Below are 13,858 nucleotides of genomic sequence, written 5' to 3' on the forward strand. Positions count from 1 at the left end.
CGAGGCGGCGAACGCTCCCACAAGGGAGCGCAGGGCCGCACCAGGGACCAGCTCTACGCCGAGGCACAGCGCAAGGACGTCAAGGGCCGCTCGTCCATGAACAAGGCGGAGCTGGCCAAGGCAGTGGGCCGCTGACCCCCGCCCACCCGCACACAACGCACGTTGGGAGGCGCGTCCGCATGCGCGCTCTGACATGGCAAGGAAAGCGCGACGTACGCATCGAGGAGGTCCCCGACCCCCGCATCGAAAAGCCCGACGACATCATCGTCAAGGTGACCTCGACCGGCATCTGCGGCTCGGACCTGCACCTCTACGAGGTCTTCGGCCCCTACCTCGACCCGGGCGACATCCTGGGCCACGAGACGATGGGCATGGTCGTGGAGACCGGCCCCGAGGTCACCGGTGTGGCCGTGGGGGACCGCGTGGTGATCCCGTTCAACGTCTCCTGCAACACCTGCTGGATGTGCAGCCGGGGACTGCAGTCCCAGTGCGAGACGACGCAGGTGACGTCCATGGGCAGCGGAGCCGCCCTGTTCGGCTACACGAAGCTGTACGGGCAGGTGCCCGGCGGTCAGGCCGAGTTTCTGCGGGTCCCCTTCGGTAACACTCTGCCGATCAAGGTGCCGGACGGCCCTCCGGACGACCGGTTCGTCTACCTGTCCGATGTCCTGCCCACCGCGTGGCAGGCGGTGGAGTACGCCGACATCCCGCCCGGCGGCAGCGTCACCGTCCTGGGCCTCGGTCCCATCGGCGACATGGCGGCCCGGATCGCCCGGCTGCGCGGCGCGGAACTGGTCATCGGGGTCGATCTCGTCGACGCCCGTCTCGAACGGGCGCGGCGGCACGGCATCACCACCCTGGACCTGCGCGAGCACGACAAGAATCTGGGAGACGCCGTCCGTGACCTCACCCGGGGCCGCGGCTCGGACGCCGTCATCGACGCGGTCGGCCTGGAAGCCCACGGCGCCCCGCTCGCACAGGCGGCGCAATGGGCCACCGGGCTCCTGCCAGACAAACTCGCCCGGCCCCTGATGGAGAACGTGGGTGTCGACCGGCTCGGCGCCCTGCTCACCGGAATCGACGCGGTACGCCGCGGCGGCACACTCTCCATCAGTGGCGTCTACGGCGGCGCCGCCAGTCCGCTGCCCCTGCTCACGATGTTCGACAAGCAACTGCAGGTGCGCATGGGGCAGGCGAACGTGTGGCGCTGGGTCGACGAGATCCGCCCACACCTGACCGACGACGACCCCCTGGACGTCGACGGATTCGCCACGCACCACCTGCCCCTGCGCGACGGCCCGGCGGCGTACGCCACGTTCCAGGCCAAGGACGACGGCATGGTGAAGACCCTGCTGAAGCCGTGACCATGAGCGCCGCCCACCCGTCGGCCGCCCTGATCGTGATCGACATGATCAACACCTACGACCACCAGGACGCCGACCTCCTGCTGCCTGCGGCTCGCAGGGTCGTACCGGTCATCGCCGAGCTGCTCGCCGCGGCCCGCGCCCGCGGTGTCCCGGTGGTGTACGCCAACGACAACTTCGGCCAGTGGCGTTCCCACCACGGCGAACTTGTCGATGCGGCCCTGGCCGGCCCCCATGCGGACCTCGTCGAACCGGTCCTGCCGGACGACGACGCGCTGTTCGTCGTCAAGGCGCGGCACTCGATCTTCTACGAGACACCGCTGACGTATCTGTTGTGGGAACTGGGCGTGCGTCACGTCGTCCTGTGTGGTCAGGTCACCGAGCAGTGCGTGCTGTATTCGGCGCTGGACGCCCATATCCGGCACCTGGACGTGACGGTCGTCTCCGACGCCGTCGCTCCCATTCACCCCGAACTCGCTGACGCGGCACTGGAGATGATGCGCAGGAACATGGGCGCGCACCTCGTCCTGGGCCAGGACGTCACGTTCACCTGCGACACAGGGAGCGACCACGTGGAGAGCGAGTGACGGCACGGTGCGCAAACATCCTGGCGAGCGGGTTCAAGGCAGCAGGCCGCCGCCGAGGATGCCGGGCAGGGCCAGTCCCGCCAGGGCTGCCGTGCCCAGCAGGAACCAGGCGATGTAGTCCCCGACGTGCCCCGAGTGGAGGCGACGCAGCGGTCCCGTCCAGGCGTACGGCTCCGATGGCGCTGCCCGCCGTTCGGCGAGGGTGGCGGTCCCGGCCGCGCAGGCGGTGGACAGCACGCCGGTCAGCACGGCCGCGGGCGTCCAGTGCGGAGCGGCGGCCTCCGGAACGCCGAACGCCCGGCCGAACCCGGCCGCCACGGAGGGGATGAGCCCCACGCCCAGCGCGCCCGCCAGCAGCAGCCCCGGTACGGCCAGCATCGGCAGCGGGACCCGCCGCCCGAGCCGCTCGCGGGTTTCGGGCTCCTCGTCCCCGGACGTCGACGCGGACGACTCCGGGCCGCTGGGGTGCGGGCCCGCGCCCAGGAACACCCGCGCCCCGGCGCGCAGCACGGCCGCTCCCGTGACCACGGAGACGACCAGGAAGAGCGCAGTGGCGACGCTGCCCCCGGCCTCCTCCGTGACGCCCTTGCCCAGCCCCGTTCCGAAGGGCGGCAGGCCCGGCAGGGCGAGGGCGGCCACGCCGTACAGGACGCCGACGACACGCAACTCCTCTCCCCGGCCGTGCAGTTCCCGTTCGTCCACGCTGCCGTAGCGGTCGAGCAGGATCCCGGTGCACGCGAACAGAGCGGCCTTCACACCGGCATGGCCCACCACATAGAGGGCGACCCCCGCGGTCGACTCGGGCCGCAGGAGTCCGATCCCCACGAGGAACAGTCCCGTGTGCGCGATCGTCGAGTAGGCGAGCATCCGCTTGAGGTGATGCTGCTGCCAGCACATCACCGCCCCGAGCACCGCGGTGACGGCACCGAGGACCACCAGGCAGTGCGTGAAGTCGGCGGCGGGCAGCCCGCCCGGCCCGGCGAAGACCGTGGTGTACACCCGCCACACACCGTAGACACCGAGCTCGACCATGACCCCGGACAGCAGCATGCACACCGGGGTCGGCGCCACGGCGTGGGCGTCCGGCAGCCAGAAGTGGAACGGGACGGCCGCGGCCTTGACCAGCAGACCCGTCATCACCAGGACGAAGGCGCCCAGGACGAGCCCGTCCGGCGGGCCCCCGGCCGCGAGCGCGGCACCGATCTGCCGCATGCCCAGCTCGCCGGTACGGGCGTACAGCAGGGCGATCCCCATCAACGTGGCGTACGCGCCGAGGGAGTTGACGACACCGAAGGTGAGGGCACCCTGCACGGCCATGGGCTCCTCCACGCGATACCCCGTCAGGGCGTACGCGACGACCCCCATCAGCTCGAAGAAGACGAACGCGTTGAAGAGATCACCGGTCAGCGCGAATCCGCACATCCCTGCCTGGAAGAGTAGGACGAGTGCCGGGAAGGCGCCCGCGTGCCCGTGCGGCATCTCGTCGAAGTAGCGCCAGGAATAGGCGAGTACGGACACGGTCAGCAGGGACACCAGGGCGGCGAGACCGGTGCCGGCCGCGTCGCCGATCAGGACGATGCCCACGCTCTTCCCGCCGACGGGCTCCCATCCGCCGACCCACTCCGTGGCGTCCGGCGAGGCGTGCGTGAGGAGCACCGTCGCGAGCACGGTGGTCGCGACCGCCACCGAGGCGGCGACGCCATCGGCGGCGATGCGCGGCAGCACGCGGCCGACCGCGACGAGGAACGCGGCGCCCATCAGGGGCAGAACCACGATCAGGGGCAGCAGTGAGTTCATCCGCGCAGCTCGGAGAGTTCGTCGGGGTCGACGGTGCCGTGGCGTTTGGCCACTTGGATCACGAGGGCCAGGAGCAGGGCCGTGACCGTCGCGCCCACGACCACGTCGGTGAGGGTGAGCGCCTGCACCACGGGGTCGACCAGGGGGCGGGAGTGCGGGGCCAGATCCGAGTGGACGGGCGCGGTGCCGCCCTCGCGGTAGCCGACGGCGAGCAGGAGCACGTAGGTGGCGGACTGGCACACCGCCAGGCAGCCGACCGCGTGCACGAGGTGCCGGCTCGTGGCGAGCCCGTAGCAGCCGACGAGGAAGATCCATCCGGCGATCAGGTAGGGGAAGAGGTGCATCACGTCGTGCCCGCCCCCTTCGCGCCCGTCTCCGCGTCGGTGATCTCCACGGCCTGGTCGAGGAACCGGGAAACCAGCACGACCACCGCACAGGCCACTTCGATGCCGACCGCCAGATTGAGCAGAGGGACGATCCCGCCGGACGTGAGGGTGTTGAACGTCCCGTACGGCAGCAGGGTGTTGGCCAGGAAGGCGGAGCCCCCGATCAGCCCGGCCACGCCGACGAGCAGATAGGCGGCCTCGCCGACCGCGTCACCCACCTCGTACAGCGCCACCGGGCGGATCCGCTCCAGCGCCCGGTAGTCCACCCCGATGTAGAGGAGATGCACGGCGGTGGCCACGATGACGCCGCCCTGGAAACCGCCGCCCGGACTCAGTTGACCGTGCGCGACCACGTACAGGCCGACCACAAGGGCCACGGGCAGTGCCACGAGTGCATAGCGCCGGACCCAAGGGTCGACGGCGGCGGAGCGCGGCGGGACCCGGTCCTCCTCGCGGGTCTGCCGCAGCAGGACGACGGTGCCCAGGACGGCGGCGAACAGGATGGACTCCTCGCCGAGGGTGTCGAACGCCCGCAGATCGAAGTTGATCGAGGAGACGACGTTCGCGGTGTGCCGGGCGAGGGCCGCGTCGGTGGCGCGGTCACCGTAGGGATGCCGGTCGCCGCCGAAGCGCGGCAGCCGCACGAACGCGGCGACGAACAGCGCCGCCAGACCGATCGCCCCGGTCCCCAGGACCCAGCGCCGCATCCGGATCGTCACCGCTGCGCCTCGTCACCGGACGGATGCCCACGGCGTCTGACCTTGCGCACCGACAGCAGGATCAGCAGCGGGGTCAGCACGGAACCGACGGCCAATTGGGAGAGGGCCACGTCCGGTGCCTGCAGGACCGTGAAAAGCGCGGCCAGAGTCAGCCCCAGCACCGCCAGCACCAGTGCCTGCCGGACCGGCTCACGCACCACGACCGCGACGGTCGCCGACACGGCGACCAGCACGAGGCACACCGAGATGACCACGTCGTCGCTCACACCCCACCTCCGGGTTCACGTCTCGTCTCAGGGCTCACGTCGTTCATCGCGTCGCGTCCGCCTCCTCCACCACGCCCACGGACAGCGCCCGCGCGGCGATCACATTGCCGAGCGCCACCAGCGCCCCGATGAGCAGCAGCTTCACCATCGGCCTGCCGGGCGCAGTCGCCGCGCACACGGCGACGGTCACCGCCAGCGAGGCCGCGACGCACAAGGCCGTCACCGCCGTGGACCCGCGGGAGCCACCCGCCGGCAGGTCCTCGGCCAGCAGCCGTACGCACACGAGCGTGCCGACCGGGCCGAGCAGCGACAGGACCAGGGAGAGATCCGTGTACGAGGGACGCGCGTACCCCTGGGCGAGCAGGAGGAAGGCCAGAGCGACGACCGTGCTGCCCGTGTTCTGCGCCAGCACCCTGCGGGACAGCGGACCGGACGCCACACCCCAGATCACGGGAGGCAGGCCGAGGCCCAGAAGCGCGGTCCCGCACCCCAGCCACGCGTTCACTCGGCACCCGCCGCGCGACGGGCCGCCGTGGCGGCCAGAGCACCGGCGAAGGCGCAGCCCGCGCCGGCCGCGAGCTCCCACACGTCGACGCTGCTGATAAGCACGATCCACAACCCGACGAGGACGACCCACCAACCCAGGACCTCGGCACCGGCGCGCAGGAGTTCGCCGCCTCGCTGTCCGCTGCGCCTGTCGTCGGACGAGTCGTGGGTCAGGCGCGGCACAGGCAGAACGGATGGCCCGCGGGATCGGCGTAGACGCGGAACCCGCGCTGCCCGTCGCGGTCCTCCAGATCCAGGGGCATGGCGCCGAGCGACAGGGCCTCGGCCTCCGCCGCCGCCATGTCCGTGACGTCCAGGTCGATGTGGAGCTGCTGGGATCGGTCGGCGCGGGGCCACTGAGGCGGCTGGTGGCCCTCGGCCCGCTGGAAGGCGATGCGATGGCCGCCCGGTGCGTACACGTCGTACCAGTCGTCCCTCAATTTCTTCACCTCGCCGCCGAGGAGCGCGGCGTAGAAGCCCGCCAATGCGGCGGGATCGGGGCAGTCCACGGCGGTCAGACAGTAGGTGGCTACAGGCACGGTGTTCTCCTCGTCCTCGTCCACGGCACGTTCCCTCGGCGGCCACGGGTGCCCTGTTGAAGGGCGCGCACACGGAGGTACCGACGGGGATCCCGCGGGAACGTGCCGGAGGCGCCCGTGGACCTGCACAGGCGACTGACGGGAACGCACTCTTCCACGTGGCCCGACTCCGGACGCCGAAGGCCGTGCCGTCTGCGTGTCGAACAGGCCGAGTCGGGTGAAGCCGACGACCTGCGTGGAATCGGCGTGCCCGCTCAGGGGCGCTCCGCTCAGCGGCAGCTGCGCCCCCAACTCGCACCTTGCGGCTCGGTGCCACGTGATCGGTACTGTTTGCCTTAGCTTTCCGGCGCGCCTGCGGCAGGTGTGCGCCGTTGAGAGCGGCGACCTCAAAGTCACCTCCGAGGAGCTTTCCATCTAGGTGGCAGACATGAGAGCTCCGATCACGGTTAACCGATCTGCCATGAAGCGCTTCGGGGCGGTGGCCCTCCTGGTTGTGTGCGCGGTCGCCGGTGCGACCGCGGCGGTCGTGCTGTCACCCTGGTGGTGGACGGCCGCCGTGCCCCTGGTGGCCCTGGCCACTGTCGGTCTGTACGACCTCGCGCAGCCGTGGCACTCGGTGCTGCGCAACTATCCCGTGCTCGGACACGCGCGCTTTCTCCTGGAAGCGATCCGTCCGGAACTGCAGCAGTACTTCGTCGAGCGCAGCTTCGACGGACGGCCGTACGACCGGGACACGCGCAGCATCGTCTACGAGCGGGCCAAGGGGGTGGACGCCGAGGAGCCCTTCGGCAGCGAGCGGGACATGTACGGTCGTGGCTACGAGTTCCTGGTGCCCTCGCTGCGCCCGGTCGACAAGCCCGGGCGGCTGCCCCGGGTCCGGGTCGGCGGGCCTGACTGTACGCGGCCCTACGACATGGCGCTGCTGAACGTCTCGGCGATGAGTTTCGGGTCGCTGTCGGCCAACGCTGTTCTCGCGCTCAACACGGGCGCGGCCCGAGGCGGCTTCGCGCACGACACCGGCGAGGGCGGCCTGTCCGAGTACCACCTCGAGCCCGGCGGCGACATCATCTGGGAGATCGGCACCGGCTACTTCGGCTGCCGCACCGAGGACGGCGACTTCGATCCCGTGCAGTTTCACGAGAAGGCCGCGCATCCGTCGGTGAAGTGCGTCTCCCTGAAGCTGTCGCAGGGGGCGAAGCCGGGGATCGGCGGGGTGCTTCCCGGCGGCAAGGTCAACGAGGAAATCGCCCGCGTGCGCGGCGTCCCGCAGGGCGAGACGGTCATCTCGCCGCCGTATCACAAGGTGTTCTCCACACCGCGCGAGCTGGTGCGGTTCGTGGCGCGGATGCGGGAGCTGGCGGACGGGAAGCCGGTCGGGATCAAGCTCTGTCCCGGTTCCCGGGTGCAGTTCCTCGCCGTCTGCAAAGCGATGCTCGCCGAGAACGTCACGCCCGATTTCATCGTCGTGGACGGTGCCGAGGGAGGCACGGGAGCGGCCCCGCTGGAGTTCGCCGACCATCTCGGCATGCCGCTCACCGAAGGGCTGATCACCGTGCACAACGCGCTGGTCGGTGCCGGGCTGCGGGATCGGGTCCGGATCGGAGCGAGCGGCAAGGTGGCCACCGGATCGGACATCGTCAAGCGGCTGGCCATGGGCGCCGACTACACGAACGCGGCGCGCGCCATGATGTTCGCCGTTGGCTGCATCCAGGCCCAGCGCTGCCACACCAACCGCTGCCCCACCGGCGTCACCACCCAGGACCCTCGCCGCGCCCGCGCCCTGGTCGTCGCCGACAAGTCCGAGCGGGTCCACCGGTTCCAGGAGGCGACCGTCTCCAGCGCACTGCAGATCATGGCCGCCATGGGCGTTTCGGACCCCCGTGACCTCGGCCCGCATGTGCTGCGCCGGCGCACCACCGACGCCGGACGCTTCCGCTCGTACGCGGAGCTGTACGAGTGGCTGTCCCCAGGTCAGCTGACGGACCACCCGCCTGCCGACTGGGCCGCGGACTGGAGGGCGGCGGACCCGGACACGTTCGTCGGCTGACCGGCCCGCCCCCATCGCATGACCAGCACAGCGAGAGCGACTGGTCCGCCACGCGCGGAACCGCATCGCGCAGCGAAGGGAACGACACCCATGGGTCCGCACGGGCGGCCGCCTTTTCGTCGGCCCGGCAGCCCCGGATCGCAGCGCGTGATCTGTCAGGACACCGGGCGTGACGTTCCGCTCGCCGGTGGCCGCGCAGTTCTTGGGAGGAGGGACTGCGGCGGATTCCTGACCTGAGGTTCGAGGTGGTGGGCAGCTATGTCGGTGTCGACTGCTTGGTGATCAACTACCGAAACCAGAAGGATGGGGGGCCAATCCTGCCGGTGCCCAGGGAGCTTGATGTGCTTTTGGTCCAGCCGTAGGTGAGTCTGCCTAGGGCCTACTGTCGTTGTCGGTGCCTCGTCCGCACTGCCGTGCAAGCCTTCATCTCGAGATTCGCTCCGCGCTCAGACGTTGTCCTATGTGGGCAGGCGGAGTAGTGGCTGCTGCTCACGCGCCGGCATGGCGGCGCGCCCCCACACGGATGGTGGCCAGGGCGGCGGCCAGGGCGATAGCGGCGACCAGGGCCAGGCTGACGACAAGGCCGTGCTGGAAGCCGGCCGTGCCGGAGATCAGGGCGCCGAAGACGGCGACGGCCAGGGCGCCGCCGATCTGGCGGCTGGTGTTGAACACGCCGCTGGCGGTGCCCGTCTGCTCGGCCGGAACGTGCTCCAGGAGCAGGGCGGTGGTCGGGGGCATGACCAGCGGGCCTGCCATGCCGATCGGGATCAGCAGCAGCGCGGTCGCCCACACCGGCGCCGAGGAAGGCACCAGCGCCAGTGCGAGGGATCCGGCCGCCATCAGCACCAGACCGGCAATGATGGGCACCTTCGGGCCGGTGCGTTCGGCGATCCGGGCGGAGAACGGCGTCAGGGAGGCGCTGAGCAGCATCATCGGCAGGAACGCGACGCCGGCGCCGAGCGCGGACAGGCCGTGCTGCTGCTGGAAGTCGAGGGAGAACACGAACGGCAGTCCGTAGAAGCCGACCATGAACGCGAAGCCGATGCCGGTCGCGACGACCACCGTCCGGGAGCGGAACAGGGTGAGCGGCACCATCGGGTGCGCCACCTTGGCCTGCGCGAAGACGAACGCGGCCAGTGCGAGGACCGCGACGGCGAGTGAGATCAGCACCTGGGGTGCGGTCAGGCCCGCCTCGCCCGCCTCGATCGCCCCGAAGGTCAGGCCGCCCATGGCGAGGATCGCGGTGATCTGCCCGATCCAGTCGAACGGGGCGGGCCGGGTCGGCGAGTGCGAGGTCCGGGAGAGCAGGGCGAGGGTGAGGAGGCCGACGGGCAGGTTGATCCAGAAGATCATCCGCCAGGAAGCCAGGCTCAGCACACCGCCGAGCACCGGGCCCGCGGCGGCGGCCACGGCTCCGCCCATCGCCCACACGCCCACCGCGCGACCGCGGCAGGCCGGGTCCGGGAACGCCTGACGCACCAGCGCCATCGACGTCGGCATGGCCACCGCCGCGCCGATGCCCTGCACCACACGGGCGGCGATGAGAACCGGCAGTGTGGGGGCGATCCCGCACGCAAGGGAGGCAACGATGAACAGGCCAAGACCGCCACCGAACGCGCGGCGCGCCCCGATCCGGTCGGAGAGCGATCCAGCGGACAGCAGCAGCGCCGCGAACATCAGCGTGTAGGCGTCGACCACCCACTCCAGACTGGTGATGCCGCCGCCCAGAGCGTCACGGATCGAGGGCAGGGCGACGTTCACGATCGTCGCGTCCAGGGTGATCATGAAGAAGCCGAGGACGGCAGCGGCCAGCGTCGCCGTGGCGTGCCGGTCCGTTCCGGGCGCTCCCGCCCGCGACGACCTGCGCAGCGAAGCAGTGAGAGGCATGACGGTCAGAGGTCCTTCCGAGAAAGAGGAAACGGGCCGGCCCTACAGGGCCGGTCACACATCCACAGAACCACTCGACCCCTCTGACCTGGGAATCCTTCTCGGGAGGGGGCCTGCCAGTACCCCTCCCGACCATTCCGTGTCCTACGCTGAGGACGTGCCAGCCGACACCGTTCGCGAAGACATCCGCAACTTCCTCACCACCCGCCGCGCCCGCCTCACCCCCCAGCAGGCCGGCCTTCCCGACTTCGGCGGACGACGCCAGGTCAGCGGCCTGCGCCGCTCCGAGGTCGCCCAGCTCGCCGCGATCAGCGTCGAGTACTACACCCGCCTGGAACGCGGCAACGTCGGCAGCGTCTCCGAGGAGATCCTCGACAGCCTCGCCCGGGCCCTCCAGCTCGACGACGTCGAACGCGCCCACCTGGCCGCCCTCATCCGTGCCGCCAACGCCCCGCACCGTGTCGCCGATCGCGATGGTGGGATCTCACACGTGCGTGACAGCCTCCAGCAGATCCTCGACGCCATGACCGGCGCCGCCGCGTTCGTCCGCAACGCCCACCTCGACGTCCTCGCCACCAACCAGATGGCCCGCGCACTGTACGAAGAGGCGCTCGACACCGAAGACCAGCCGCTGAACCTGGCGCGCTTCGTCTTCCTCGACCCACGGGCCCGCCGCTTCTACCGCGACTGGGACGGCATCGCCCACAACGCCGTGGGTAGCCTGCGCACCGAAGCCGCCCGCACACCGGGCAACACGGACCTCGCCGACCTCATCGACGAACTCGCCACCCACAGCACCGAATTCGCCCTGCGCTGGGACGCCCACGACGTCGAGTACTACCGCAGCGGACGACAACGCTTCCACCATCCCGCCGCCGGCGACCTCGACCTCGACTACGACGCCCTCGAAATCCCCGCCGATCCCGGACTGACCATCGTCACCTACACCGTCCCCGCCACGTCTGCGGACGTTCTGGGGCGTCTGCAAGCACATGCTGCGGCAACTACGCCGCCCCTTAATCTCTCCATGTGAGCGTCCCTCGAGCCGCCGACGGTCCGGGGGACGCTCAAGCCGACCAGGCTGCTACCTCACCGCAGCGGGGTCCGGCCCCTTCACGGAATGAGACCGGACCCCACCCCGGAAGTTCATGCCCAGAGCAGACATGCCGTCACACCGGAACGATGACGAGTCCGTAGCGCTATCCACAGCGCGCGAGGGCCGTGGGCATCCTCATGGTCCAGCACCACATCGATGAGAACGAAGCCTTCGCCGTGCTGCGCCGCCATTCGCTCGCAGGAGAACAACATCAAACTGCGGGAGGGAGAGCGCCTCTCCCGCGGATGCGCCTCACTTGGTGGGCGCGTCCAATTCCCGGGCCTTGATCAGTTTCCGTAGCTCCGGCAGGGACTTCTTCGATGCCTGCTCGACGTAGAGAGTTCCGCCGGTCGGATGGTCCACGGTCACGGCATGGACGGGGTTCACACCCTCAATCGCGTACACGGTGACCGGCTCCGAAGTAGCTTCCTGATCATCGTCGGTGGGAGTGTCGTCACATCCGGGGATGGCGCCTGTGCCCAGTCGTCTGCCCGCCCTGACGCCGTCGCTGTCGCCTTCGTCATCGGGATAGAGCCCGTGGCCGAGATAGGTGCGGCCCTCGTACTCGAGCAGGGCCGCGCAGGAGCCCTCTGCACCACTTTCCGTGGTGCCCGCACCAGCACAGGACGTGGACATGATCAGGGCCGCCGCCGCGAGCGCCGCCCGCATGCTCACGGACCGCGCGAACCCTCTGCGCGCCGTCCAACTGTCCATCTGCTTGCCCGTCATGAACCAGCCTCCCTCAGATGCCGCTACCTGCGGCCTGCCGCACCTTCGACGCCGCAAGGCCGCGAAAGGTTCGCTCGTTCTCCTACGACAGGATGAGAGCTGTTGACCGATCCTCGGCAAGGGCGCCACAGCTCCACCGGGCGGCCGGCAAAATTCGGCGCTGCTGCCATCTGTCGAGCTTCGGCCCTGAGGGCGCGGCGCCGCGAGTGCCCGCACCCTCGCCGCGGCAGCCTTGCCTACGACCCCGCAGCCTGGCGCAGAGCCCGGTGGGCCGCCGAAGTGTGGTCGTCTAATTCACCGGCCCACGTTACCCCTCGGGCCCACCCTAGGCGCGAGGCAGTCGCGGCAACGCCACACCTCCACGCAGAACACACGCGGCGTGTCCCGCCATTGTGTTCAGCAACTGCCCCTGTAGTAGGGATGGTTGTGTCTCGCACACTCGTCGGCGAGAGCCCACAGGATCCCTGTGCGAGATGATTGCCGGCCCTGCCGCCTCCCCCCTGCGGCAGGGCCGGATCACCCCGCAGCTGCCCCGGAAAGCCACCACGACTGCCCAGGCCAGATGCCGTGCGCCGGACGACCAGGCGGCCACTGCCGAATTGCTGCCGATGGTCTCTGGCCGTAGTGATGAGCCATGACATCTCTGATCGCCGTGCCGTCCCGCATCCTCGCCGAGGTCACCGAGCTGCTGCAGTACGGCCTCACCAAGAACTACGACCAGTCCGCCGCCGCGCTGGCCAACCTGCAAAAACAGAGCGAGGGCTACCAGGACCTTCCCGCGGTCCCGCTCTCAGCCGACCTGCTCCAGCAACTGCATGGCACGCTACTCGTGCTGTGCATCACGGCCGGCTCCGACTTTGCGCCGGGGGAGAAGGTCGTCCGCTTCGCCCGCAACGCCGACCAGCTCCTGGACTACGTCTCTGACCGACCGGCAGGTCCGTAGAGCTCAGAGGCGGCGGAAGAGGGTGACGCTGGGGAGGGTGTTGTACATGTTCCGGTAGTGCTCGGTGAAACGGCTGGGAGTGACGAAGCCCCAGCGCATCGCGACCTCGGTCACCGTGGCCGTATAGGGGTCGGCGGCCAGCAGATCGCGGTGGGCGGCGTCCAGGCGGACGCGTCGTAGGTAGGCGAGCGGTGTGGTGTCCATGTGCCGGCGGAAGGCGTACTGCAACGCCCGCGGGGAGACGAACGCCGCCGCAGCGATCTTCGCCAGGTCAAGGTCCCGCTCGGGGTGCGCGTCGATGAACGCCACTGCCCGGCGCAGGTTGGCGGGGGTGGCGTCGGTCGTGTCGGCGGGGGCGGGATCGACGACGGCGCAGTTGGGGAAGACCGACAGCGCCGTCGCGGCCAGGAGCCGGGAGGTGTTGCCGATAGCCAGGGGAGAGAGGGCGTCGGTGGCGAGGAGGTCGGCGGCGTAGCGGGCGGTGTGCTGCCAGAGGCAGGAGGCCGCATCGTCGATGGGGTGGGTGGAGTCGAAGTGCAGCGCGGGTCCGCCTACCAGAGCGGCCTGGTGCGCGCCGAACCTCCCCAAGAACCCCGCCCCTGACGTCCCGGCGCCTGTGGGCAGTGGACGACCAACGGGCCGCGCAGCGCTGCACCGATGATGCGTCTAGGCTGGCGAGGTGACTGAGGGGCAAGAGCGGGTGCAGCCGTCGGGAGTGTGGGCCACGGCGGTGGGGGTGGCCCGGGTGCGAGCGCTGGAGACTGAGCGGGACGACGCGCTGTTCCGCGACCCACTGGCACAGGCCTTCGCCGCCGCCGGCGGCCTGTGGCCCTCCTCGCCGCCGCCCGATGACGAGGCCGCGCGACGCCGCCGACTGGCCGTGTCGCTCTCCATCGTCATCAGGACGAAGTTCCTCGACGACCTGTTGGAGCGGGCCTCCGCGTCCGGGGTC

At 70.3% G+C, this 13,858-nt stretch carries 17 protein-coding genes and 1 pseudogene; 8 read left to right on the plus strand and 10 right to left on the minus strand.

The window, feature by feature from the left end; genetic code table 11:
• The 3 genes and pseudogenes from ABZ930_RS40300 to ABZ930_RS40310 all read left to right on the plus strand — a co-directional run.
• Positions 1-135 (plus strand): annotated as a pseudogene (locus ABZ930_RS40300) (plasmid stabilization protein); the annotation flags it as partial.
• Positions 136-179: 44 nt separating this feature from the next.
• Entirely contained in the window at positions 180-1,364 is a 1,185-nt protein-coding gene (locus ABZ930_RS40305) for a zinc-dependent alcohol dehydrogenase (RefSeq protein ID WP_361560215.1), read from the plus strand.
• 2 nt (positions 1,365-1,366) lie between these two features.
• On the plus strand, positions 1,367-1,951 hold the full coding sequence (locus ABZ930_RS40310; RefSeq protein ID WP_361560218.1) for an isochorismatase family cysteine hydrolase: 585 nt from the start codon (positions 1,367-1,369) through the stop codon (positions 1,949-1,951).
• Positions 1,952-1,984: 33 nt separating this feature from the next.
• On the opposite strand, the gene ABZ930_RS40315 is transcribed toward ABZ930_RS40310, so the two are convergent.
• Genes ABZ930_RS40315 through ABZ930_RS40345 form a run of 7 tightly spaced genes read right to left on the minus strand, consistent with a single transcriptional unit; the run spans position 1,985 to position 6,204 of the window.
• Entirely contained in the window at positions 1,985-3,748 is a 1,764-nt protein-coding gene (locus ABZ930_RS40315; RefSeq protein WP_361560221.1) for a complex I subunit 5 family protein, read from the minus strand.
• On the minus strand, positions 3,745-4,092 hold the full coding sequence (locus ABZ930_RS40320; RefSeq protein WP_361560258.1) for a sodium:proton antiporter: 348 nt from the start codon (positions 4,090-4,092) through the stop codon (positions 3,745-3,747). Before ABZ930_RS40320 ends, ABZ930_RS40315 begins: the two co-directional genes overlap by 4 nt.
• Entirely contained in the window at positions 4,092-4,853 is a 762-nt protein-coding gene (locus ABZ930_RS40325) for an MnhB domain-containing protein (protein WP_361560224.1), read from the minus strand. Before ABZ930_RS40325 ends, ABZ930_RS40320 begins: the two co-directional genes overlap by 1 nt.
• Complete coding sequence (locus ABZ930_RS40330) at positions 4,850-5,119, minus strand: DUF4040 domain-containing protein (protein ID WP_361560227.1); 270 nt, start codon at positions 5,117-5,119, stop codon at positions 4,850-4,852. The genes ABZ930_RS40325 and ABZ930_RS40330 overlap by 4 nt, the downstream gene beginning before the upstream one ends.
• 43 nt (positions 5,120-5,162) lie before the next feature.
• Positions 5,163-5,570, minus strand: coding sequence for an MrpF/PhaF family protein (locus ABZ930_RS40335; protein ID WP_361560230.1), 408 nt, complete (start codon positions 5,568-5,570; stop codon positions 5,163-5,165).
• Between the two features lie 50 nt (positions 5,571-5,620).
• On the minus strand, positions 5,621-5,848 hold the full coding sequence (locus tag ABZ930_RS40340) for a hypothetical protein (protein ID WP_361560232.1): 228 nt from the start codon (positions 5,846-5,848) through the stop codon (positions 5,621-5,623).
• A complete protein-coding gene (locus tag ABZ930_RS40345) occupies positions 5,836-6,204 on the minus strand; it encodes a VOC family protein (protein ID WP_361560261.1) in 369 nt (122 codons plus the stop codon). The genes ABZ930_RS40340 and ABZ930_RS40345 overlap by 13 nt, the downstream gene beginning before the upstream one ends.
• A gap of 460 nt (positions 6,205-6,664) precedes the next feature.
• Here ABZ930_RS40345 and ABZ930_RS40350 point away from each other — a divergent pair, with 460 nt between their 5' ends.
• Complete coding sequence (locus ABZ930_RS40350) at positions 6,665-8,251, plus strand: FMN-binding glutamate synthase family protein (RefSeq protein ID WP_361560235.1); 1,587 nt, start codon at positions 6,665-6,667, stop codon at positions 8,249-8,251.
• Between the two features lie 489 nt (positions 8,252-8,740).
• Here the strand turns inward: ABZ930_RS40350 and ABZ930_RS40355 are convergent, their stop codons facing one another.
• The gene (locus ABZ930_RS40355) at positions 8,741-10,138 is read right to left on the minus strand and encodes an MFS transporter (protein WP_361560238.1); all 1,398 of its coding nucleotides are present in this window, start codon (positions 10,136-10,138) and stop codon (positions 8,741-8,743) included.
• A 157-nt stretch (positions 10,139-10,295) separates the two neighbouring features.
• Here ABZ930_RS40355 and ABZ930_RS40360 point away from each other — a divergent pair, with 157 nt between their 5' ends.
• Both ABZ930_RS40360 and ABZ930_RS40365 read left to right on the plus strand, forming a co-directional pair.
• Positions 10,296-11,171, plus strand: a complete 876-nt coding sequence (locus tag ABZ930_RS40360; RefSeq protein WP_361560241.1) for a helix-turn-helix transcriptional regulator — start codon at positions 10,296-10,298, stop codon at positions 11,169-11,171.
• A gap of 188 nt (positions 11,172-11,359) precedes the next feature.
• Positions 11,360-11,521, plus strand: a complete 162-nt coding sequence (locus ABZ930_RS40365) for an ANTAR domain-containing protein (RefSeq protein ID WP_361560244.1) — start codon at positions 11,360-11,362, stop codon at positions 11,519-11,521.
• Here ABZ930_RS40365 and ABZ930_RS40370 read toward each other — a convergent pair.
• A complete protein-coding gene (locus tag ABZ930_RS40370) occupies positions 11,487-11,963 on the minus strand; it encodes a DUF6281 family protein (RefSeq protein ID WP_361560247.1) in 477 nt (158 codons plus the stop codon). The genes ABZ930_RS40365 and ABZ930_RS40370 overlap by 35 nt on opposite strands.
• 634 nt (positions 11,964-12,597) lie before the next feature.
• Here ABZ930_RS40370 and ABZ930_RS40375 point away from each other — a divergent pair.
• The gene (locus ABZ930_RS40375) at positions 12,598-12,906 is read left to right on the plus strand and encodes a hypothetical protein (protein WP_361560249.1); all 309 of its coding nucleotides are present in this window, start codon (positions 12,598-12,600) and stop codon (positions 12,904-12,906) included.
• 3 nt (positions 12,907-12,909) lie between these two features.
• Here the strand turns inward: ABZ930_RS40375 and ABZ930_RS40380 are convergent, their stop codons facing one another.
• Complete coding sequence (locus tag ABZ930_RS40380) at positions 12,910-13,494, minus strand: helix-turn-helix transcriptional regulator (RefSeq protein ID WP_361560252.1); 585 nt, start codon at positions 13,492-13,494, stop codon at positions 12,910-12,912.
• Between the two features lie 91 nt (positions 13,495-13,585).
• Here ABZ930_RS40380 and ABZ930_RS40385 point away from each other — a divergent pair.
• The coding region (locus ABZ930_RS40385) for a class I SAM-dependent methyltransferase (RefSeq protein WP_361560255.1) at positions 13,586-13,858 on the plus strand (273 nt) is incomplete at its 3' end.

The organism is Streptomyces sp. NPDC046716, assembly GCF_040645755.1.
Taxonomy (GTDB): Bacteria; Actinomycetota; Actinomycetes; order Streptomycetales; family Streptomycetaceae; genus Streptomyces.